Source organism: Kitasatospora sp. NPDC001159 (assembly GCF_053598235.1).
In genome coordinates this window covers 39,659-60,303 of sequence record NZ_JBSFJV010000009.1, presented here as the reverse complement: position 1 = coordinate 60,303, position 20,645 = coordinate 39,659, and the positions used below count along the sequence as shown (strand labels likewise).

Genomic DNA, 20,645 nt, shown 5'->3' with positions numbered 1-20,645 from the left:
GCACGTCACCTCGATGGCGGCGGTCGGCATGCCCAACGGCGACATGCACCTGGAGACCCTGAACGGCGGCGTCGTGTACGACAACGTCCGCTTCGCGAACGGGACGTGGCAGGGCGCGCAGCTCGCGGACGGCGGCGGGCACACTGACGCCATCTCCCTCGCCGCGCTGCCCAATGGCGACATGCACCTGGTGACCCTGGCCGGTGGCAACGTCTTCGACAACGTCCGCTTCGCCAACGGCTCCTGGCAGGGCGCACAGGTCGCCGACAACAGCGGCTCGGTCAACGGGATCTCCGCCACGGGCATGCCCAACGGCGACATGCACCTGGAGACCCTCGCCAAGTAACGGGTCGCGAAGTTCCCCAAGACTGTCGCGAATGAGAAGTTCGGCAGCGGTGAGGCTCGCCGGAGTGCGACGAGGCGGCTGTCGAGGATATGAAGGCGATGTCCGACGAGTTCAAGGCCCAGGGCAGCCGGGTCCACCTGCCGCTGGCGGACTGACAGCCGGAAGCGCCGACCCCGTGCTCTACGCGCCGGGTCGGCGCTTCGCCGTCTCGGCAGCCATCGCCATCCGGCCGCGCCCGTGATCTAAGGCCGGATGTTGTGGTTGACGTGGAAGAGGTTGCCGGGGTCGTAGGTCTGCTTGACGGCGACCAGGCGGGCGTAGTTGTCGCGGTAGTTGGCAGTGACCCGCTGCTGGTCGTCGGCACTCACGAAGTTGACGTAGCCGCCGGCAGCGGAGTGGGGTTCGAGGGCCGCGTAGTAGTCGCGCACCCATGCGATGTTGGCTTCGGAGTCGGCCGGGTCGGGCCAGGCGCCGACGATCACCGTCGCGAAGTTGGTGTCGCGGTAGGAGAAGGCCGTGGCATCGGGGGCAACCCGGTGGACGGCGCCGTTGAGCGGATAGACGTGGCAGGTCGAGTTGACCGTCGGCACCCGCGGACCGTGCTCGACGTGTGCGGCGATCGCCCCGTCAGTGAGCTCGGTGGCGAACGTGCCCTTCCAGTACTGGTGCAGGCCGGGCGGCATCAGCGCGTCGAACATGCGCACCAGCGCAGGGTACGGCATCGGGCCCACCATCTCGGCGACCACTGGCGCCACCTCACGGTACGGTCGCACAGCCCGCTCGGCCTCCTCCATCGCGCCGCTCCAGCAGACGACCATCATTGCGAAGGTATCGCCGTACCGGTCTGCGGGGATGAACGGCAGTGGCGGTGCGATCTGGAAGCCGGGGAAGACGCTCAGCTCCTCGGAGGCGTCCACGATGGCATCGCGGTAGAACCGCATGATCTCAGCCGTGTGCCCGGGCTCGTAGAGGATCAGCCCGGCACAGACGTCCTTGACCGGGGAGAGCCGGTACTCGAAGGAAGTCACCGCACCGAAGTTTCCGCCCCCGCCGCGCAGCGCCCAGAACAGGTCGGGGCGGCTCCGCTCGTCGACGACCAGGAACCGGCCGTCTGCCGTCACCACGTCAGCGGAGAGCAGGTTGTCGCAGGTCAGGCCTAGCTTACGCGCCAGGTACCCGAAGCCGCCGCCGAGGGTGAGCCCGCCGACCCCGGTGGTGGAGATGATCCCGCCGGTGACGGCCAAGCCGAAGGGGTAGGTCGCCGCATTGAGGTCCGCCAGGGTGGCCCCGCCCTCGACCCGGGCCGTCCGTCGTTCCGGGTCCACCCGGACACCGCGCATCCCGCCGAGATCGGCCACCACGCCGTCGTCGCAGGTCCCGTACCCCGGGGCGCTGTGCGACCCGCCGCGGACCGCCAGATCGAGTGCGTTCTCCCGGGCGAAGTCCACCGCGGCCATGACATCGCCCGCGTTGGCGCACCGCACGACCACGGCGGGCTTGCGGTCGATCATGGCGTTGTAGACCCTGCGGGCCTCGTCATATTCCTCGTCGCCGGCAGTGACCACCGCACCGTGCACCCGGCCCGTCAACTCTTCAACCGATTGTTTGCCCATTGCGTCGCTCCTGCCGTGGGTCCCCCCCCGGCCTGCGGAACGAGCGACGCACTCGGCCGGCTGTCCCCGGCCGGCCACTTCTCACGCTACGCCGCGCAAAGCGACAGGCCCACCCGACGTAATCAGCGACCAACGACGGTGCAGGACGCCAGTCTCCATGGGGTGTGTGGAGCGTCGGCGGCGGCGACCTGATGTGCTGGTTCGGGGCTGAAGTTGTCCTCGATGAAGATCTCCCAGAAGATCCGCGACGAGCACGGCGACGGTTCGACTGCCGTCTCCAGCGAGTTCGACGCCGACGCCGAGGCCGGCATGCAGGACATGTCCGAGGAGTTCAAGGCCCAGGGCAGCCGGGTCTACCTGCCGCTGGCGGACTGACCCCGCCGATCTGCCGGGTGCTGTCCCGGTCCTCCCCCGTGAGTCCGGGGCAGCACCCTTTTCAGGTGGGCGGCCTTTCAGTTGGTGGTGTCCTGGGGGTACCAGCGGAGTTCGACGGTGTTGCCGTCCGGGTCCTGGACGTAGAGCGAGGTGGCGGTGCCGCGGGCGCCGTAGCGGGGGCCGGGGCCGTCGAGGACGGTGAAGACGCCCGAGTCGATGACCTCCTGCCAGTCGAGGGGCTCCACGGTGAGGCAGATGTGGTCGACGTTGGACTCGTGCCGGGGGCGGTGGAACAGGTCGATGATCGTCTCGGGGCTGACCCGGACGGACGGGAACGGGACCTTGCCCGCCCGCCACTCGTCGACCCGCACCGGCTCCAGGCCGAGGAGGCCGGAGTAGAAGGCGAGGGACCGCTCGATGTCGGCAACGTTGAGGACCAGGTGGTCGAGGGCGACGACGCGCATGGTGATCGGCTCCGGTGTGCTGGGTTCGCTGGGGACGGGCTCAACGATCCTCCGGGCGGGCGTGATCATCAATGCCGGATCCCCGTACGATCGTTGAGCCGGATTTAACGATTTCGGGTTCAACGAGGGGGCGGGTGGCGGCATGCTGGAGCGGCTGGAGATCGAGGTCTTCCTCGCGCTGACCGAGGAACTGCACTTCGGACGGACCGCCGAGCGGCTGCGCCTCACCACCGGGCGGGTCAGCCAGGTGGTCAAGACGCTGGAGCGCCGGATCGGCGGACCGCTGTTCGAGCGCACCAGCCGGTCGGTCCGGCTCACCCCGGTCGGGCGGCAGTTGGCCGAGGATCTCGCCCCGGTGGTGGCCGCGTTGGAGGAGGCGCTGCGCCGGGCCCTGGACGCCAGCCGGGGGGTGACCGGCGAGCTGCGGGTCGCGTTCCTTGGGGAGTGGACGGCGCCGGTGCTGCTCAAGGCGGTCGCGCTGTTCGGTGAGCGGCACCCCGAATGCCGGGTGGACGTACGGGAGGTCCAGCTCTCCAACTCCCGTTCCAGCCTGGAGGACGGCTCGATCGACGTCCTGGTCGCCTCCTACCCCTTCGACGGCATGACCCTCGGCCCGGTCCTGCTCACCGAGCGGCGCGCCCTGGCGGTCCCGGTCGGGCACCCGCTGGCCGCCGAGGCCTCGGTGTCGCTCGAAGTGCTCGCGGACCACCCGGTGGTGCAGTACCCGGCCGTGACCTCGATCGGGTTCAAGCGCGACCGGACCCCTGACCGCACCCCGTCCGGCCGTCCTGTCCCCGCGGGCCCGTCCGGCGGGACCTTCTCCGAGATGCTCAGCCTGGTCGCCATGGGCCGGGGCGTCCTCCCGGTCGGCGAGCACTGCCGCCAGTACTACCCGCGTCCCGACCTCGCCTACGTCCCGATCCACGACGCCCCGCCGATCGAACGCGGTCCGGTCTGGCGGCCGGGCAACACCACCGCGCGCGTCCGCGAGTTCGTCCGGGCCGCGGCCGAGGTGGCTGCGCCGGAGGCTCCGTACGCGCTCCGGCTCCCGACTGACTTCTGAGCGCGGCTCGACCGTCATTGCGCCAGGGGTGGGAGGGGTACGGGAAGATCGTGGCGTCGGTGGTGGTTGGTCGGGTCGGTTTGTGGAGCACACGGACGGACGGGGGCGACGATGTCGCAGCGGATCACGGCGGTCGCGCGGCTGCGGGCCAGGACGGGGCGCGAGGCGGAGATGCGGGAGCAGGCACGGTCGATGGTGGCGCCGAGCCTGGCGGAGCCCGGCTGCCTGTCGTACCGGAACTACGTGGACCCGGACGATCCGCGTGCCTGGGTGGTCGTGGAGGAGTGGGAGTCGCGGGAGGCCTTCGAGGCGCACCTGGCCAGCCCGCACCTGGCGCGCTCGCTGGAGCGCACGGCCGAGCTGCTGGACGGCCCGCCGGAGCTGCGGGTGCTGACGGACGCCGGGGGCGAGTAGTGCCCCGGTACGAGGTTCCATCCGGCTCCCCGGTGTGACGATCGGACGGGCGGCACGGCTGTTGGACGGTCGGGCGGCACGGCTGTTGGACGGTCGGGCGGCACGGTTGTTGGCCGGTGCGGGCGCTGGCGGTGCGGGCCGCGTAGTGCGGTTCGGGCGGGCTCAGCCCACGTCGTCCGGCCCGGTGAAGTCGGGCGAGGTGTAACCGGGCCCGGTGAAGTCGGGCGGGGTGAAGGCGGCGGGCCGGGGGGTGCGGCCCTCGGGGTCGGTGGGGCCGTCCGGTCCGGGGCTGGTGAAGGCGGGCGCGGTGTAGCCGGGGCTGGTGAAGTCGGGGCTGCTGAAGCCGGGCTCGGGGCGGCCGGGGACGGCGGGCAGGTGGGTGTGGAGGTAGGGCAGCAGCCCGTGCTCGCGCAGGGCGGTGCGCCATTCGATGCGGGCGGCGGCGAGTTCGGCGGCCAGCTCCCGGTCGGTGCCGGGCGGGACGGCGGCGGCGCCGTCGCGTACGGCGGTGAGGAGCAGCCCGATGATGCCGACGGCCATCGCGGCGACCCCGGCGGCGAGTGCCACCCAACCGGCGGTGACCAGGGAGCGGGCGAGGGTGAGCCCGGAGTCGGCGGCGCGCAGCAGGTAGCCGATCAGCAGCAGGGCCAGCGCGGCGGTCCAGGCGAGGATCGGGGTGAGCACGGTGAGGACGGGGAACAGCCCGGCGCCGCCGTTGGCGGAGCGCAGTTGGCTGAGCAGGCCGGGGGCGTAGGGCTCGGTGCCGGGCGGCGGCGGGGGCGTGCTGCGCAGGCTCTCGCGCAGTGCGGTGTAGTGGGCGTACTCGATGGCGGCCGCGGCGTTGATGCCGTCGGCGTCGCGCAGCGCGCGGACGCGCAGCTGGACGGCGGTGAGCGCGCCGGGCGCGCGCAGGGCGGTGAGGACGGTGCGGTCGCGCAGGGCTTCGCCGAGGAGGCGCTCGTACTCCGGGCGGTCCTCGGCGAGCAGCGGCGGGGGGTTGGACATGGGGACCCCGTTCATGCGGACCCCGATCGGCATCGAGGAAGGACGCGCATCGAGGACGCGGGGACCCTCAGGATGCCGAAACGGGCGCGGAGGCTGGCCGCCGGACGGGCGGCCGGGTGTGGTGTGCCTCATGGTAGGGGCGGGTGCGGCCGTGCTGACAGTCGGTTTCCGGAATTTCGCGCCCCGGGCAGCGCGCGTTCGGCGGCCCGGGCGCCGGGAACAACTGTGCGACGTTAAAGATTGGTTGACGGACAGTCGGATGGTCAGATCGGCAGCCGGGCGACCAGCAGCCGCCCTTCCATGGTGACCCCGCCGTCCATCGCCACCGCCAGGTCGTCCGCGTACACGTACGGCCCGGGGATGTGCGGCGGCTGCCCGTCGTCGGCGTGCACCGCGCCGGTGAGGTACGGGATCGGGCTGTGCCCGTGCACGATCCGGGTGCCGCCGTAGGTGTCGAGCAGCTCGTGGACGGCCATCGGCCCGGCGTTGCCGCGGAAGGCGAAGCGCTTGGTGAAGCGGCGGAAGCAGTCCCACCACTCGTCCACGCCGCCGTCGGCGAGCAGGCTGTGCACCGCGTCGTTGACGTCGGGGATGGACTCGCCGTACTCCAGGTAGGCGGTGGTGTCGGAGTGCAGCAGCAGGTGCCCGTCCTCCAGCGCGATGGCGGGCAGCCGGGAGAGCCAGCTGATGTGGTGCGCCTCCAGCCGGTCCAGGTCGGTCTGCTGGCCGCCGTTGAGCCGCCATGCGGCGAGGAAGGAGGCGGTGCCCGCGGTGGACTGGACGGGCTCGTCGCCGTACTTGGCGGCGCCGAGGAAGAGCAGTTCGTGATTGCCCATCAGGGCGCGGCAGTAGCCGCCGGCCGCGGCGGCCTCGGCGGCGAGCTGCATGACCAGGTCGATGACGCCGATGCCGTCCGGGCCGCGGTCGGTGAAGTCGCCGAGGAACCAGATCCGGGCCCGGCCGGCCGACCAGTGGCCGTCGGCGTCGATCAGGCCCTGGTTGCGCAGCTCGGCGCGCAGTTCCTCCAGGTAGCCGTGCACGTCGCCGACGACGTAGACCGGGCCCGGCGGCTCGTCGGGGCCGGGGGCCGGGTACGGGTAGGTCGGTGCGGAGGGGTCGGGCAGCGGCGGGCCGAGTTCGATGGTCGGCGGGTCGTCGCGGCCGGGGAGCTGGAGGGCGGGGGAGGGCTGGTCGGGGAGGGTGGGCTCGTAGCCGGCGCGGTCGTCGTAGCCGCCCTGCGCCTCGTAGCCGCCCTGCTCCTCGTAGGCGTCGGCGCCGTCGTACCCGCTCTGTCCCTGGTGCGGGAACACCGGGGCTTGGTCCGTGCTGAGCCCCTGGGCGTGCACGGTGTGGCCGTGTCCCTGGCCGTCCGCCCAGTGCTGCTCCAGGTATCGCGCGCCGCCGTATCCGCTGTAGGTCTCCGCGTCGTACGGCGTGCCCTGGTAGCCCGCGGCGGGCTCCGGTTCGTAGTAGGTGCCGTACGGCAGCACATCGAGGTCCGGCTGATGGCGGGGGCCTGAGTGGGGGTGCTCAGGTCCGGGGAAGCGGTCCTCGGGTGTCATTCGCCCATCATAGGAAGACCACTCTCCCGCCGTCGTCACCTGGTGGGTATCCAATCCTCCGGAGCGTCAGCCGGGCGGTCCCGCAGGGTCCGTTTTGTCCCGGCTCGGTATGGTCTCGTCAGCGCCTCGACAGGGTGTCGGCCCGGTTCGAGCAAGGTCTGGACCTTCGCTCGGGGCGGGGGCTAGACCTCGCCCGGGGGTCGGGGCGGGCTGACGGTGGTGCGCGGACTCCGCCGCTGGGAGGAGGCGCGGACGATCAGCTCGGTGGGCATCAGGGTGCCCGGTGGCGGGCCGGTCCCGGCGGTGCGGAAGCGCGGTGGGAAGAGCCGGGCGATGTCCACGCCCGTCCCGGAGTCGACGCCCTCGATGGCGTCGATGAGCAGGTTGACCACGGTGGTGCCGATCTTGCGCGGCTTGAGCGAGAGTGTCGTGATCGGCGGTTCGGTGGCCGCGTAGACGTCGCTCTCGCTGCAGCAGACCAGCAGCAGGTCGTCCGGCACCCGAAGGCCGTAACGACGGGCGGCGGCGAGCAGGTCGGTGCCGTTGGGGTCGAACAGTCCGTAGACGGCGTCCGGCCGGTCCGGGCGGGCGAGCAGCCGGTCGGCGGCGACCGCGCCGGCCGCCGGGTCGTGCGCCGGGTAGGCCTCGTACACCGGCTCCTGGCCCACCTTGGCGCACCAGCCGAGGTAGGCCTCGGTGGAGAGCCGGGTGTACGTGTCGGTGCTGGTGCCGGTGAGCAGGCCGATCCGGCGGGCGCCGGCCTCGGAGAGGTGGTCCAGGATGCCGAGCACGGCGGCCTCGTGGTCGTTGTCGACCCAGGCGGTGACCGGGCAGTTGCCGGGCTTGCCGTCGCTGACCACCGGGACGCCGGACCGGTACAACTCGCTGACCAGCGGGTCCTGGTCGGGCGGGTCGATCACCACGGTGCCGTCCAGGGCGATGTTGCCCCAGACGTCGTGCCGGGAGGAGGCGGGCAGCACCACCAGCGCGTAGCCGCGGCCCAGGGCGGCGCTGGTGGCGGCCCGGGCCATCTCGGCGAAGTACGCGAACTCGGTGAAGGTGAAGGGCTCTTCGCCGTAGGTCGTGACGGTCAGCCCGATCAGGCCGGACCGTCCGGTGCGCAGGGTGCGGGCGGCAGCCGAGGGGCGGTAGCCGAGGCGCTCGGCGACCTCGCGCACCCGGCTGCGGGTCTCGTCGGGCAGGCGGCCCTTTCCGTTCAGCGCGTCGGAGACGGTGGTGATCGACACTCCGGCGGCTGCTGCCACATCCCGGATGCCGGCCCGCTCCAGACGCCGTGAGGTGGTGGGACGCCGACCGCTCTGGTTGGCTGCTGCTGTCATGGCGGACCGATCGTATGGCTCCTGACAAGGGTCTGTGACCGGCGCATCGGGAGCCTTTGGAGATACGTTTCTCCGCGAGTGAGCCCGGGTGCGCCCCTTCGATACCCGCCCGAAACCAGCCGTCTTACCTCTGACATGTGCCATGGGAACCGGGCAGAATGGCTGATCTGCGCCTGTAACCCGTCCGAGCATGTCACTCCTACGGGTGAGGGCCGATCGGTATCGTGCAAGGCACCCGACCGGGGTGGTCCGGGCGCGTTCCGAGTTCCCGGGGTACGGCGGTGATCCCGACCGTGGCACGGCGGGCGGACCGGAGAGATACGAAGGAGTACGACCGTGAGCAGTGGTACGTCAGCGCAGGGCCCGCGCCTGCGGCCGACCCTGGACGGCATCCCCACCTACAAGCCCGGCAAGCCGGCCGGCGCCGACGCCTACAAGCTGTCCTCGAACGAGAACCCCAACAGCCCGCTGCCGGGTGTGCTGGAGGCGGCCGTCGCGGCGGCAGGCTCGTTCAACCGCTACCCCGACATGGGTGTCAGCGAGCTCACCGCGGAGCTGGCCGCGCGCTTCGGCGTCCCGGCCGAGCACATCGCCACCGGCACCGGCTCGGTCGGCGTCGCCCAGTCGCTGATCCTGGCCACGGCCGGCCCGGGCGACGAGGTGATCTTCGCCTGGCGCTCCTTCGAGGCCTACCCGATCATCACCCAGGTCGCCGGTGCCACGCCCGTCCCGGTGCCGCTCACCGCGGGCGGCGACCACGACCTGGACGCGATGCTGGCCGCGATCACGCCGAACACCCGGCTGATCTTCGTCTGCAACCCCAACAACCCCACCGGCAACGTGATCCACCGCGCTGAGCTGGAGCGCTTCATCGACGCCGTGCCGAGCGACGTCCTGGTGGTCGTCGACGAGGCGTACATCGAGTTCATCCGCGACCCCGAGGTGCCCAACGGCATCGACCTCTACCGCGACCGCCCGAACGTCTGCGTGCTGCGCACCTTCTCCAAGGCGTACGGCCTGGCGGGCCTGCGGGTCGGCTTCGCGATCGCGCACGAGCCGGTGGCGAACGCGCTGCGCAAGACCGCGGTGCCGTTCGGCGTCAGCCAGCTCGCCCAGGACGCCGCCGTCGCCTCGCTGCGCTCGGAGCAGGCGCTGCTGGAGCGGGTGGAGGCGCTGGTCGAGGAGCGCAACCGGGTGGTGGCCGGGCTGCGCGCCCAGGGCTGGGAGATCCCGGACTCGCAGGCCAACTTCGTCTGGCTCTGGCTCGGCGAGCGCTCGGCGGACTTCGCCGCGGCCTGCGCCGAGGCCGGCGTGATCGTCCGGCCGTTCCCGGAGGGCGTGCGGGTGTCGATCGGGGAGGCCGAGGGCAACTCGATCTTCCTGTCGGTGGCGGAGGCCTTCCGCAAGGAGATCAACGGCTGACGTCCTCCGGTCCTCCGGTTCTCCGGTTCGCAGGGGCGCACTCCACGGGGGTGCGCCCCTGCGGCGTTCTGTCCCGTCTTCGTGCAGGTCCGGCATCAGAAGATCATCAAAGGGTTTCCAGCCGTGTTCCGGTCGCTAGTCTGTCCGACCGTCAGCAGGCAGTCGTTCGGCTGCCCTTACACGGGGGAACCACCTTGAACTCTCGCACCATCCTCCTGGCCGTCGCGGCCGCCGCCGTCGCACTCACCCTGTCCGCCTGCGGTCCGGAGAACGACCCGTCGCCCGCGCCGACCGCGACTGCTCCCGCGCCCACCGCGACCACGACCGCGGCGGTGCCCACCGGCAAGCCGACCGGCGGCACGGCCACCGGTACCGCGAAGCCGAGCGGGGCCGCCGCCGGACCGAACCAGGCCGGGCCGGACTGCAAGCCGGGCGAGATGAAGCCGATCCCGGCCGGACACAAGGTCATCGTCGTGTCCAAGCCCACCACGGAGACCATGGTCGTGGCCAAGGACGGTGAGTACGCCTGCACCATGCCCGACCAGGGCTGGTGGCCGAAGGGCGAGGACAAGACCTACAGCTTTGCCGCCGGGGCCAAGGCGACTCTGGTCACGGTCATGAACGGGCCGAAGGCGATCTCACTGGCGCAGCTGGCCGACCACACCAACCACTGCGTGAACAAGACCAATGACCCGACGTCGCCCTGCGACACGGGGACCACGTACGACATCACGATGGACGCCGCGGGCAAGATCGCCACGATCACCGAGATCACCGGAAACTGACCGTTCTTCCCGCGCCACCCGGGCGCGTCTGACCGGGCGGGCCTCGTCACCGTCGGACCGACGGCGCACGGAGCAGGAAGTCGTACCGCCGACGTCCTGCTCCGTCGGCGTTTCCGGGGCTCGTCGTGCCGACGGAACGGTACGGGCGCTCCCGCTCCCGGATGGCTGGGGATCGCTGGGAGGGTGCTGGGAGTTCGGCCAACGGCTGGCCACGCCCGGGCCAAGGTGCCCGTGCGGGATGGGTGATATGTCTGTAATGCCCGGATCCGGCCGGTCAGTCTTCTCCCAGCCCGTGCCCAGGGCTCCGCAAGAGCGCCCGGCGAAGCTGTCCGGCATGAAGGTGCTCCCACGGCGGCGAGGCGCCGTCCTCGTCAACTCCGCGCTCGGCGTGGCCCTGCTGGGCGGTGCCGCCCTGGTTTACGCGACGGTCAACGGCAGCGGCGGTACGGCTGCGGCCAAGCCCGCGGCCCGTACCGCGACCGTCGGCAAGGGGACGGTTCTGGCCACGGTGTCCGGAACCGGCACCCTGGTCTCGCCGACCGACGCGGCACAGGACTTCACCACCGGCGGGCGGCTCACGGCCGTCAAGGTCGCGGTGGGGGATGCCGTCAAGAAGGGGCAGGTGCTGGCGACCGTCGACACCACGGCGGCCCAGCAGCAGGTGGACGCCGCCCAGGCGGCCCTCACCACGGCCAACGCCAACCTCACCAAGGCGCAGGCCGGGGTCACCACGACGACCACCGAGCCGCTGCCCCAGTCCTCCGCCCCCTCGCCCGCACCCTCGGGTGCGGGTGCGGGTGCGGGTGCGGGTGCGGGCGCGGGCGGTGGCGGCGGTCGCGGGGCGGGCGGGAGCAGTGTGCCCGCCCCGCAGACCACCACCATCACCACCACCAAGGTCGACGACGCGGCCGTCGCCCAGGCCCAGCAGCAGGTCGCCACCGCGCAGACCAACCTCACCAACGCCCAGGCGGCGCTGGCCGGCACCACCCTGACCGCGACGATGAACGGGACGGTCGCCTCGATCTCGGCGAAGGTCGGCGACACCGTCGGGGCGGCCGCCTCCGGGTCCTCGTCCACTGCGTCCAAGTCGACCGGCACGAGCGCGGGTTCCGGCTCCCCCAGCGGCTTCATCGTGCTGACCAACCCGACCGGGATGCAGGTCACCGCCAACTTCTCCGAGCTGGACTCGCTCAAGCTGAAGAAGGGCGAGGCGGCCTCCGTCACCCTGAACGCGCAGTCCGACACCAAGCTCAACGCGACCGTCCTGTCGGTCAGTTCGCTGCCGTCGAGCAGCGGAAGCGGTGCGGCGGGTTCGTCCGCCGTCCAGTACGCGGCCACGCTGCAGCTCAGCGGCGACACCAGCACCCTGCGCACCGGCCTCAGCGCGACCGTCCAGGTGATCACCGGCGAGGCGGACAACGCGCTCTCGCTGCCCACCTCCGCCCTGTCGGGCACCGGATCCTCGCGGACCGCGACCGCGGTGCACGAGGACGGCAGCACCGAGCGGGTCACCGTCGGCGTCGGCGTCGAGGGCGACAGCACCGTGCAGGTCGTCTCCGGCCTGAAGGAGGGCGACAAGGTCGAACTCCCCACCACCAGCGGCAGCAACGGCTTCCCGAACGGGTCCTTCCCGGGCCTCGGCGGCGGGGGCCAGGGCGGTCGGGGCGGCAACGGCGGTGCCGTCGGAATCCCGGGCGGTGGTGGCGCCGGCGGTGGTGGCGGCGGCCGGGGCGGTAAGGGCTGAGCATGCGTCACGTCATCGACAAGCGCGTCCCCGCGCATCCCGTACCGGTGATCCGGATCAGCCGGCTCACCAAGTCGTACGGGCACGGCGACGCCACCGTGCACGCCCTGCGAGGCCCGGACGACCCGGCGACCGGCGGCCCGATGGGCGTCAGCCTGGACATCGAGCAGGGCGACTACGTCGCGGTGATGGGCAGTTCGGGCTCCGGCAAGTCCACCCTGATGAACATCCTCGGCTGCCTGGACGTCCCGACCGCCGGCCGCTACCTGCTGGACGGCATCGACGTCGGCCATCTGGACGAGCAGCAGCTCTCGCTGGTCCGCAACCGCAAGATCGGCTTCGTCTTCCAGTCCTTCAACCTCGTCCCCCGCACCACCGCCCTCGCCCAGGTCGAGCTGCCGCTCGCCTACGCGGGCGTGCGTGCCGCCGAGCGTCGGCGCCGGGCGATGGCCGCGCTGTCCCTGGTCGGGCTGGGCGAGCGCGCCGGGCACAAGCCCAACCAGCTCTCCGGCGGCCAGCAGCAGCGCGTCGCGGTGGCGCGCGCCCTCGTCACGGCCCCCGCGCTGCTGCTCGCCGACGAGCCCACCGGCAACCTGGACAGCCGCTCTACGGAGGAGGTGCTGGCCCTGATCGACGGGCTCAACGCCACCGGCCGTACGGTCGTGCTGATCACCCACGAGGACGAGGTCGCCCAGCACGCCAAGCGGGTGCTGCGGCTGGTCGACGGGCAGATCGTGAGCGACGTCCGGCAGGCGCCCGCAGGCGGGCCGCCACCCTTCCTGCACCAGATGGGAGTGCCGGCGTGATCCTCTGGCAGACGCTCCGCTTCGCGGTCGGCGGCCTGGCCGCCAACAAGGTGCGCTCGGCGCTCACCATGCTGGGGGTGCTGATCGGTGTCGCCTCGGTGATCCTGCTGCTGGCGGTCGGCAACGGCTCGTCCCAGGCGGTGAAGGACTCGATCACCTCGCTCGGGACCAACTCGCTGACGGTCAGCGCGGGTTCGGCGGCTGGTGGCTCGCGGGCCACGTCCTCGGTGAAGAAGCTGACGGTCGCCGACGCCAAGGCGCTGGCGAGCGACGGCGACTCCTCGGCGATCAAGTCCGTCGCACCGGTGGTCACGACGAGCGGGACGGCGCTGTACGGGAACATCTCGTACAGCCCCGGGTCGATCGTCGGCACGTACCCGGCGTACTTCGAGACCTCCAACCAGAAGGTCGCGCGGGGTGAGTACTTCACCGATGACGACGTTCTGGGGTCGCGCAAGGTCGCGGTGCTCGGGGCCACGACGGCCAAGCAGCTGTTCGACACCGAGGACCCGGTCGGGAAGAAGATCGTCCTGGGTGGCACGCCGTTCACCGTGGTGGGCGTGCTCCAGGCCAAGGGCGGCAGCGGCTTCACCGACCCCGATGACGTGGTGATCGCGCCGCTGCCGACGGTGCAGAACGCGTTCACGGGCTTCGGGCCGGTCAACCAGATCCTGGTGCAGGCCTCGTCGGCCGACACGACGACGGCGGCGCAGTCGGAGATCACCCGGGTGCTGCTCGGGACGCACGCGATCACCGATCCGACGAAGGCCGACTTCCGGATCACCAACCAGGCGTCGTTGCTCACCGCGCGGGAGAGCACGACGAAGACCTTTACCGTGCTGCTGGGTGCGGTGGCGGCGATCTCGCTGCTGGTCGGCGGGATCGGGATCACCAACATCATGCTGGTGACGGTGACGGAAAGGACCCGGGAGATCGGCATCCGGAAGGCTCTCGGGGCGCCGCGCGCGGTCATCCTGGGGCAGTTCCTGACCGAGTCGACGCTGCTGTCGGTGATCGGCGCGGGGTTGGGCGTGGCGGCGGGGATCGCCGGCTCGCACTTCAGCATCGTCGGCATCAAGCCGGTGGTGATCCCCGAGTCGGTGCTCGGCGCGTTCGGCATCGCCGTCGCCATCGGGCTGTTCTTCGGCAGCTACCCCGCCAACCGGGCCGCCTCGTTGCGGCCGATCGACGCCCTTCGGCACGAGTAGGAGCACTCTTCGATGAATCACGACGATCAGGTTGCGCTCCTTGCCACTCCGCCGGATGCGCGGGACGTCAGTGGTGAGCTGGCCGCTCCGCCGCGTCGGAAGCTGCCTTGGCTGAGCTTGGTGCTGGCGGGCGGTGTGATCGCCACGGGTGCGTTTGCCGGTGGGGTCTGGTACCAGCAGGGGCAGGCACCGAGCGGGAAGTCCTCCTCTCCTCGGGCTGCGGCTGCGGGTGCCCCTGCGGCGGGCGGCTACGGCGGGCAGGGCTCTGGGCGCCGAGGTGGCCAGGGTCAGGGTCAGGGCGGGCAGGGGCAGGGCGGACAGCCCGGCTTCGCGCGTGGCACGGTCAAGGCAGTGGACGGTTCGACCGTCTACCTGACCGACGCCAACGGCAACACCATCAAGGTCACGACTGCCGACACCACCAAGGTCCAGCTCAACAAGGATGGCAAGGTCGCCGACCTCCAGCCCGGCCAGAGCGTGACCGTCGTCGGCACGCCCGACTCCAGCGGCGGCTACAACGCCAGCCAGCTCGTCGAAGGCGGCGCTGCCGGCGGGTTCGGCGGTGGCGGCGGTGGCTTCGGAGGGGGGAACCGGAACCCGTCCGGCGGCTAACCCGGCGCCGACGGACGCCCGCGAGGCCCTCGCCCTGTTTGGGACGAGGGCCTCCGCGTGTTCAGCTGCGCTCGTCGCTGTCGTTCGGGCGCGGCATCTTCAGGGCCGCGATCACACCGAGGCGATCGTTGGGGCCGGTGTCACGCCCTACACAGCGTTCATCCATGAAGCCGCACTCCGCATGCAGTTCAGCGGGTGTATCTGACTGAGCACGAGCACGTCGGGCGGCTGGGACGTCTGAATCGTTCCGGCGGCCGTTTCCCTGGGGTGGGTCTGGCCCCACCCCAGGTGTGGGGCCAGACCGGTGTCGGCCCGATCGCCTGCTCCGTAACGTCGTTACCACCACGACACGGAGGACAGATCCATGGCGATGACCGCGACAGCGACCCTCGGCAACTCCCGTACCCAGAACGCCTTCACCATGGCGAAGAAGTGCATCACGCTCTTCGGTGCGGTCGGCGTCATCACCCTCGCGACCGTCGCCGTGATGGCCTCACTCGGCCACGAGACGACGCCGTTCATGTGGATCCGCGGCGTCATCTTCCCCGCCCTCGCCCCGGTGCTCCTGCGCGTGACCGCCCGCGCCGAGAACGGCTCCGCCAAGGCCTTCGACCGCATCCGGACCGTCGCCACCGTGATGCCCCTCGCCGTCATCGGCGTCGACCTGATCCCCGGCATCTGCCCGGCCTGGTACGCCGTCCTCCAGGCCCTCTCCGCCCTCGCCCTGATCCCCGTCGCGATCCTCACCCGCACCGCCGCCCTCACCGCCAACTTCCCCAAGACGAAGTGAGCAGAGGAAATCGGTCCACCCGACTTCTCACGCGGTCCCCGCTACGGCCCCTCGCGCTCACCCGCGCGAGGGGCCGCACCCTTGATCCCGGTGGCGAAGGCCGACGTGATCGCCTCGTGCGTAGGCGTTCCGCGGCCCTGGACAGGATCGTTCAGGAGGACTGGTCGGCAATTCACTACTGGGCGTCGCTGAACGACGCGTGCCGCTACCAGCCACGGGGCCCGAACACGGAGGCGGAAACCCAGGACTTCGTGGAGCGCGCGGTCAGAGCCTGGTCGGCCACGCCACCGCGCAGGCTCGCCTACGTCGCCCGCCTCGGACCGGACGCCGTCGGCATGGGCGAACTGCACGTCCGCAATGAGCGCCGGCGCCCCGCACACCCAGTTGCTCAGCGACGGCCGGCGGGACTCCCTGATCTTCAGCATCCTTGAGGACGAATGGCGCCAGGCCGCCCATAACACCCAGCGCCGAGCTTCCCGAGCGAACAACAACCGCTGACGCCCATCCCGGCGAATCGTTCCGGCGGCGCCGGGCTCCTCAGGTGCTGTCGGTTCATTCGGGCCCTGACCACTTCGCCCCGCCGAGCCTGTGCTCGGCGGGGCGAAGTGCTGCGGAGCGCGGCGGAGTGGTTGACGTTGCATTGCCGAAAACGGGGCAGGAACTCCCGTAGAACGGAAATCTGGCCTCATAACCGGCAGGACGGGTGCGGTCGTCGGCCGGGCGGGGAGGGCGGGGGCGTTCCACCGGTCCTGGGGCGAGCCGGGCGTTCCGGTGGAGCGGGTGGGCGGCGGGCCGCCGGAGCTTGGGCCGGGCTGCCCGGGTGCATGCAACATTTTGCCCCGCTCACGGCGTCTAAGTGATGTCAGGGCCACGGGAGGGGAGAGGCGCGCACGCGAGGTGGGCCGAATTCGGTTCATCCTGCCGGATTCCACCGTATTTATTCAGTTCGCATGCGACTTGATGTGTCGGGGCGATTCCGATGCCTGTTGCACAGCCGTGACAGTTGCGCGCGAAAAACCATTCGACCGAGGAGGTTCAAGGGTTAGCATTCCGGAATGGAATCGAATCTCCCTCCGATACGGAATTCGTCCGATGATGCGGATCTCCGCCCGTCCCGCAACGGGCCGCTTCGGCTGGCCCGCTTCGGAGCGACCTTCCTGGGTGTGAGTGTCGTGTCCGGTGTGCTGCTGGCAGGCCTCGCCCTGCCCGTCGCCGGTGGCATCGGGTTGACCGCCAAGAGCGCGGCGGAGGGCTTCGAGGACATCCCCGACGATTTCAAGACCCCGCCGCTCACCCAGGCGACCCAGATCTTCGACGCCAAGGGCGGCCTGATCGCCAAGGTCTACGAGCGCGACCGCACCGTCCTCACCGCCGATCAGATGTCGCCGTTCATGCGGCAGGCCCAGGTCGACATCGAGGACGCCCGCTTCTACGAGCACGGCGCCGTCGACCTCAAGGGCGTCCTGCGCGCGCTCAGCAAGAACGCGGAGAGCGGCACCGCCTCCCAGGGCGCCTCCACGCTGACCCAGCAGTACGTGAAGAACGTCAACGTGGAGAAGGCCGGCGACGACAAGGACGCCGTGCAGGAGGCCCAGCGCAAGACCCTGGGCCGCAAGATCCAGGAGCTCAAGGTCGCGATCAAGCTGGACGAGGAGCTGTCGAAGGATCAGATCCTCACCAACTACCTCAACATCACCTTCTACGGGAACGGCGCCTACGGGGTCGAGGCCGCGTCCCAGCGCTACTTCAGCAAGAGCAACAAGGGCCTGACCATCGCCGAGGCCGCCACCCTCGCCGGGCTGGTGCAGAACCCCTCCCAGTACGACCCGAAGCTGCACCCGCAGGCCGCGCAGAAGCGCCGGGACACCGTCATCGACAAGATGGTGGAGAACAAGCACATCACCGCGGACCAGGCCAAGGAGGCGAAGGCCGCCCCGCTCGGCCTGAAGTACAAGGACCCGCAGAACGGCTGCATCACCGCCAAGGCCGGCATGGGCTTCTTCTGCGACTACGTCCGCCATGTGGTCAAGCAGGACCCGGCCTTCGGCAAGTCAGCCGAGGAGCGCAAGAAGCTCTGGGACACCGGCGGCCTGAACGTCTACACCACCCTGGACCCGGACAAGCAGGCCGCCGCCCAGAACGCGGTGAGCACCAACGTGCGGGTCACCGACACCGTCTCCGCCGCCGCCACCATGGTGGAGCCCGGCACCGGCAAGATCCTCGCCATGGCCCAGACCCGCCCCTACGGTCTGGTGACGGAGAAGAACCAGACCGTCGTCAACCTGAACGTCGACTTGGCGATGGGCGGCGGCAACGGCTTCCAGCCCGGCTCCACCTTCAAGCCGATCGTCGCGGCCGCGGCACTGGAGGCGGGCCTGTCGCCGACCCAGGAGTACAAGTCCCCGAACAAGCTCGAGTACCCGACGATGAAGACCTGCGAGGGGACCTGGAAGAACGAGGCCCGGCCCAAGACGGTGGTGCCCAACGAGTCCCCCGACGAGAAGGGCCCCTACCAGCTCAAGGAGGCCATGGCCCGCTCGGTCAACACCTACTTCGTGCAGATGGAGCAGGAGATCGGCCTCTGCGCGGTCAAGCAGATGGCCAACAAGCTCGGCATCACCACCAAGGCCAGCGGCAAGCCCCTGGAGGAGGTCCCCGCGATGGCCCTGGGCGTCGAGGAGATGAGCCCGCTGACCATGGCCAACGTCTACGCGACCTTCGCCGCCGAAGGCACGCACTGCGCCACGATCGCCATCAACAAGATCACCACCGTGGACGGCAAGGACGTCCCCGTCCCGGCCGGCCACTGCGAGAAGGTGTTCTCCGAGGAAACGGCCCGAGCGCTGAACACCGTCCTGAACGGCGTGACCGAGAACAGGGGCACCGGCGCGGCGCTCCACCTGGAGGACGACCGGCAGATCGCCGGCAAGACCGGCACCTCGGACCACAAGAAGGCCGCCTGGTTCAACGGCTACACCCCGCAGCTCGCCACCGCCGTCTGGCTCGGCGGCCCCGCCGGCGGCGTCGAGATGCGCGACATCACGATCAACGGGCATCACCACGACGAGGTGTTCGGCGCCGACGGCCCCGGACCGATCTGGCGGGAAGCCATGAACCAGGCCCTGCGCGGTACGCCCGAGGAGTCCCTGCCGATGGCCGACATCCCCGACCCGGTGTCCAAGCCCGACCCGAGCAGCACCGGGACCAGCACGGGCACGCAGACCGCCACCCCGTCCGGCCAGCAGCACTGACCGCCCCCTTCCCCGAGCAGCGACCCCAGGAGCAACCGACTTCCTGTGCAGCTCCCGCTGCGGCCCCTTGCTCCTCGCAAGGGGCCGCCGGTAGATACAGGCGGGTCGCCGACTCCTCTGTAGACGGGCCGTTCGATGGCTCGCACGACCCGCCGCGTCCGCTCGATGTCGAGGCGGTCTTTCCCGAGGTGGTTGCCTTCCGCAAGGCAGCGGTTCGGCTGCACCCGCGTCTCGGTGATCCGAGCGCTCACGACGGTTCCTGATGCAGCGGACCCTCGGGTGACCTCAGGCGGTCAGCCTGCGCCCAGGGTGATGGCCTGCACCGGGCAGGCCAGCGCCGCTTCCCGGACCAGCGGGTCGTCCGCCTGGACCGCACCGCCCGGGAGCAGTTCCACGACGCCCTCGTCGTCCTGGGTGAACACCTCGGGTGCATGGCGGGTGCACATGGCCGCGCCGACGCACCTGTCGGTGTCGATCCCGATATCCACGGCGCCTCCTACCAGGCGACCGGCAGCGTGGACATGCTGCCCTGCAGCACGTACGGGAGGTTGGCCCGCACCTGGTCGGCGGGTACGGCGAGCCGCAGGGTCGGGACGCGGCGGAGCAGGACGGTCAGCGCCGTCTCGATGACCGCCCGGGCCAGGTTCTGGCCGACGCACTGGTGGATGCCGTACCCGAAGGCGACGTGACGGCCGGCCTTGCGGTCGATGTCCAGGGCATCGGGCTGCTGCCAGGTGTCGAGGTCCCGGTTCATCAGCATCAGCGAGACGAGGATCCCGTCGCCGTCCCTGATGGTGTGCCCGGCGATCTCGATGTCCGCGGTGGCGACGCGGGGCAGTACGTCCGCGACGGTGGTGAGCCGGGTCAGCTCGTCGACCGCTTCCGCCATCAACTCAGGCTCGGAACGCAGCCGTTGGAGCTGTTCCGGGTGTTCGAGCAGCGCGAGGGTCGAGGCGGCGATGGTGCTGGAGGTGGTGTCGTCGCCACCGGTCAGGAGGATCGCGCAGAGTGCCACCAGCTGGTCGCGGTCCATCCCGCCCTCGTCCGGCTGTGCCGCCAGGAGGTCGTCGATCAGCCCGGTACCGGGCTCCTGCTCCTTGCGCGCGATGAGCCCGCGCAGGCGGTCGAGGATCTCGCCGAAGGTCCGCTCGGCCTCCCCGGGGGCCTCCCCGCCGGTGGGGGCGAGGACTCGCCGGGTGCGCTCCGCGATGTAGCGGCCGTCGTCCTCGGGGACGCCCAGCAGGGCGAAGTTCGCCGCGCAGGCCAGCGGCAGCGAGTACGCCGAGACCAGGTCGGCCCGGTCGCCCCCGGCGAGCATCGCGTCGACCAGCTGCTGGGCGATCTCCTCGATGCGCGGGCGCAGCGCGGCGATCCGCCGGATGCCGAACGCGGGGATCACCATCCGCCGCTGGTGGGCGTGTTCGGGGTCGTCGACGCCGCTGAGCGGGGGCGAGAACCCGGCGTCCGCCTGCTCGGCGAGCTGCGGGGCCAGAGCGGGGAAGGACGGGTGCCGGACGCTGACGGAGATCCGGGGGTCGAGCAGCAGGGCGCGGCCCTCCTCGCTCCCCGAGACCAGCCAGACCTCCCGGCCGTCGTACAGCGTCACCCGCGACAACGGACCGTCCGCGCGCAGCTGTTCGTAGCCGTCGGGCATCCGGAAGGGGCAGGTGCGCGCCATCGGATAGGCGGGGGCCTCGGTCGAGCGGCTGCCGGTAGCTGTCACGATCATCAATCATGCCAGATGCCCCGTCCGTGGATGACGACGCCGAGTGACCTCAAGTGCCGTGTTAATCAATATGTTTGATGTTTCATCAGTCAATTGGCCTCCCGTGCTGGGGTACCTCC

The 20,645-nt window shown here is 70.9% G+C and carries 19 protein-coding genes; 12 read left to right on the top strand and 7 right to left on the bottom strand.

The annotated features are described in order from the left end of the window. Positions 1-346, top strand: a 346-nt coding sequence (locus ACWC9T_RS07320; protein WP_449820083.1) for a hypothetical protein, incomplete at its 5' end; no start/stop codon positions are given. Positions 347-588: 242 nt separating this feature from the next. On the opposite strand, the gene ACWC9T_RS07315 is transcribed toward ACWC9T_RS07320, so the two are convergent. After that, a complete protein-coding gene (locus tag ACWC9T_RS07315) occupies positions 589-1,959 on the bottom strand; it encodes an FAD-binding oxidoreductase (RefSeq protein ID WP_449820082.1) in 1,371 nt (456 codons plus the stop codon). 222 nt (positions 1,960-2,181) lie between these two features. Here ACWC9T_RS07315 and ACWC9T_RS07310 point away from each other — a divergent pair, with 222 nt between their 5' ends. Further along, complete coding sequence (locus tag ACWC9T_RS07310; protein ID WP_449820081.1) at positions 2,182-2,334, top strand: thiamine biosynthesis protein ThiC; 153 nt, start codon at positions 2,182-2,184, stop codon at positions 2,332-2,334. A gap of 77 nt (positions 2,335-2,411) precedes the next feature. Here the strand turns inward: ACWC9T_RS07310 and ACWC9T_RS07305 are convergent, their stop codons facing one another. Next, positions 2,412-2,798, bottom strand: a complete 387-nt coding sequence (locus tag ACWC9T_RS07305) for a VOC family protein (RefSeq protein WP_449820080.1) — start codon at positions 2,796-2,798, stop codon at positions 2,412-2,414. 142 nt (positions 2,799-2,940) lie between these two features. Between ACWC9T_RS07305 and ACWC9T_RS07300 the strand changes: the two genes are divergently transcribed. Both ACWC9T_RS07300 and ACWC9T_RS07295 read left to right on the top strand, forming a co-directional pair. Then, positions 2,941-3,861 carry a LysR family transcriptional regulator gene (locus ACWC9T_RS07300; RefSeq protein ID WP_449820079.1) on the top strand — a complete coding sequence of 307 codons (921 nt, stop codon included), beginning with the start codon at positions 2,941-2,943 and terminating at the stop codon, positions 3,859-3,861. Positions 3,862-3,972: 111 nt separating this feature from the next. Then, positions 3,973-4,275 carry a putative quinol monooxygenase gene (locus ACWC9T_RS07295; protein ID WP_449820078.1) on the top strand — a complete coding sequence of 101 codons (303 nt, stop codon included), beginning with the start codon at positions 3,973-3,975 and terminating at the stop codon, positions 4,273-4,275. A 162-nt stretch (positions 4,276-4,437) separates the two neighbouring features. Here ACWC9T_RS07295 and ACWC9T_RS07290 read toward each other — a convergent pair whose 3' ends face one another. The 3 genes from ACWC9T_RS07290 to ACWC9T_RS07280 all read right to left on the bottom strand — a co-directional run bounded on the left by ACWC9T_RS07290 (position 4,438) and on the right by ACWC9T_RS07280 (position 8,182). Continuing rightward, positions 4,438-5,280 carry a hypothetical protein gene (locus ACWC9T_RS07290; RefSeq protein ID WP_449820077.1) on the bottom strand — a complete coding sequence of 281 codons (843 nt, stop codon included), beginning with the start codon at positions 5,278-5,280 and terminating at the stop codon, positions 4,438-4,440. Positions 5,281-5,543: 263 nt separating this feature from the next. Further along, entirely contained in the window at positions 5,544-6,842 is a 1,299-nt protein-coding gene (locus tag ACWC9T_RS07285; protein WP_449820076.1) for a metallophosphoesterase, read from the bottom strand. 182 nt (positions 6,843-7,024) lie between these two features. Then, positions 7,025-8,182 (bottom strand): LacI family DNA-binding transcriptional regulator, encoded by a 1,158-nt coding sequence (locus tag ACWC9T_RS07280; RefSeq protein ID WP_355668971.1) that lies wholly within the window; start codon positions 8,180-8,182, stop codon positions 7,025-7,027. Between the two features lie 336 nt (positions 8,183-8,518). On the opposite strand from ACWC9T_RS07280, the gene hisC reads away from it, so the two are divergent. The 8 genes from hisC to ACWC9T_RS07240 all read left to right on the top strand — a co-directional run bounded on the left by hisC (position 8,519) and on the right by ACWC9T_RS07240 (position 18,800). Then, entirely contained in the window at positions 8,519-9,604 is a 1,086-nt protein-coding gene (gene hisC, locus ACWC9T_RS07275) for a histidinol-phosphate transaminase (RefSeq protein ID WP_449820075.1), read from the top strand. 194 nt (positions 9,605-9,798) lie between these two features. Continuing rightward, positions 9,799-10,389, top strand: coding sequence for a hypothetical protein (locus tag ACWC9T_RS07270; RefSeq protein ID WP_449820074.1), 591 nt, complete (start codon positions 9,799-9,801; stop codon positions 10,387-10,389). Between the two features lie 334 nt (positions 10,390-10,723). Then, positions 10,724-12,133 carry an efflux RND transporter periplasmic adaptor subunit gene (locus ACWC9T_RS07265; protein WP_449820073.1) on the top strand — a complete coding sequence of 470 codons (1,410 nt, stop codon included), beginning with the start codon at positions 10,724-10,726 and terminating at the stop codon, positions 12,131-12,133. A gap of 2 nt (positions 12,134-12,135) precedes the next feature. After that, positions 12,136-12,939 carry an ABC transporter ATP-binding protein gene (locus tag ACWC9T_RS07260; RefSeq protein ID WP_449820072.1) on the top strand — a complete coding sequence of 268 codons (804 nt, stop codon included), beginning with the start codon at positions 12,136-12,138 and terminating at the stop codon, positions 12,937-12,939. Then, complete coding sequence (locus tag ACWC9T_RS07255) at positions 12,936-14,147, top strand: ABC transporter permease (RefSeq protein ID WP_449820071.1); 1,212 nt, start codon at positions 12,936-12,938, stop codon at positions 14,145-14,147. The genes ACWC9T_RS07260 and ACWC9T_RS07255 overlap by 4 nt, the downstream gene beginning before the upstream one ends. A 12-nt stretch (positions 14,148-14,159) precedes the next feature. Continuing rightward, complete coding sequence (locus ACWC9T_RS07250) at positions 14,160-14,759, top strand: hypothetical protein (RefSeq protein WP_449820070.1); 600 nt, start codon at positions 14,160-14,162, stop codon at positions 14,757-14,759. Positions 14,760-15,129: 370 nt separating this feature from the next. Further along, complete coding sequence (locus tag ACWC9T_RS07245; RefSeq protein ID WP_449820069.1) at positions 15,130-15,549, top strand: hypothetical protein; 420 nt, start codon at positions 15,130-15,132, stop codon at positions 15,547-15,549. Between the two features lie 1,163 nt (positions 15,550-16,712). Beyond that, entirely contained in the window at positions 16,713-18,800 is a 2,088-nt protein-coding gene (locus ACWC9T_RS07240; protein ID WP_449820068.1) for a transglycosylase domain-containing protein, read from the top strand. A gap of 293 nt (positions 18,801-19,093) precedes the next feature. Here ACWC9T_RS07240 and ACWC9T_RS07235 read toward each other — a convergent pair whose 3' ends face one another. Continuing rightward, positions 19,094-19,288, bottom strand: a complete 195-nt coding sequence (locus tag ACWC9T_RS07235) for a ferredoxin (protein WP_449820067.1) — start codon at positions 19,286-19,288, stop codon at positions 19,094-19,096. 8 nt (positions 19,289-19,296) lie between these two features. After that, positions 19,297-20,529 (bottom strand): cytochrome P450, encoded by a 1,233-nt coding sequence (locus tag ACWC9T_RS07230; protein WP_449820066.1) that lies wholly within the window; start codon positions 20,527-20,529, stop codon positions 19,297-19,299. Positions 20,530-20,645 lie beyond the last annotated feature (116 nt).

What these genes read in the sequence shown, in the direction of transcription:
- ACWC9T_RS07315 (WP_449820082.1), bottom strand. Translation starts at nt 1,959, where the DNA reads ATGGGCAAACAATCGGTTGAAGAGTTGACGGGCCGGGTGCACGGTGCG.
- ACWC9T_RS07310 (WP_449820081.1), top strand. Translation starts at nt 2,182, where the DNA reads ATGAAGATCTCCCAGAAGATCCGCGACGAGCACGGCGACGGTTCGACT.
- ACWC9T_RS07305 (WP_449820080.1), bottom strand. Translation starts at nt 2,798, where the DNA reads ATGCGCGTCGTCGCCCTCGACCACCTGGTCCTCAACGTTGCCGACATC.
- ACWC9T_RS07300 (WP_449820079.1), top strand. Translation starts at nt 2,941, where the DNA reads ATGCTGGAGCGGCTGGAGATCGAGGTCTTCCTCGCGCTGACCGAGGAA.
- ACWC9T_RS07295 (WP_449820078.1), top strand. Translation starts at nt 3,973, where the DNA reads ATGTCGCAGCGGATCACGGCGGTCGCGCGGCTGCGGGCCAGGACGGGG.
- ACWC9T_RS07290 (WP_449820077.1), bottom strand. Translation starts at nt 5,280, where the DNA reads ATGTCCAACCCCCCGCCGCTGCTCGCCGAGGACCGCCCGGAGTACGAG.
- ACWC9T_RS07285 (WP_449820076.1), bottom strand. Translation starts at nt 6,842, where the DNA reads ATGACACCCGAGGACCGCTTCCCCGGACCTGAGCACCCCCACTCAGGC.
- ACWC9T_RS07280 (WP_355668971.1), bottom strand. Translation starts at nt 8,182, where the DNA reads ATGACAGCAGCAGCCAACCAGAGCGGTCGGCGTCCCACCACCTCACGG.
- ACWC9T_RS07265 (WP_449820073.1), top strand. Translation starts at nt 10,724, where the DNA reads ATGAAGGTGCTCCCACGGCGGCGAGGCGCCGTCCTCGTCAACTCCGCG.
- ACWC9T_RS07260 (WP_449820072.1), top strand. Translation starts at nt 12,136, where the DNA reads ATGCGTCACGTCATCGACAAGCGCGTCCCCGCGCATCCCGTACCGGTG.
- ACWC9T_RS07250 (WP_449820070.1), top strand. Translation starts at nt 14,160, where the DNA reads ATGAATCACGACGATCAGGTTGCGCTCCTTGCCACTCCGCCGGATGCG.
- ACWC9T_RS07245 (WP_449820069.1), top strand. Translation starts at nt 15,130, where the DNA reads ATGACCGCGACAGCGACCCTCGGCAACTCCCGTACCCAGAACGCCTTC.
- ACWC9T_RS07230 (WP_449820066.1), bottom strand. Translation starts at nt 20,529, where the DNA reads ATGATCGTGACAGCTACCGGCAGCCGCTCGACCGAGGCCCCCGCCTAT.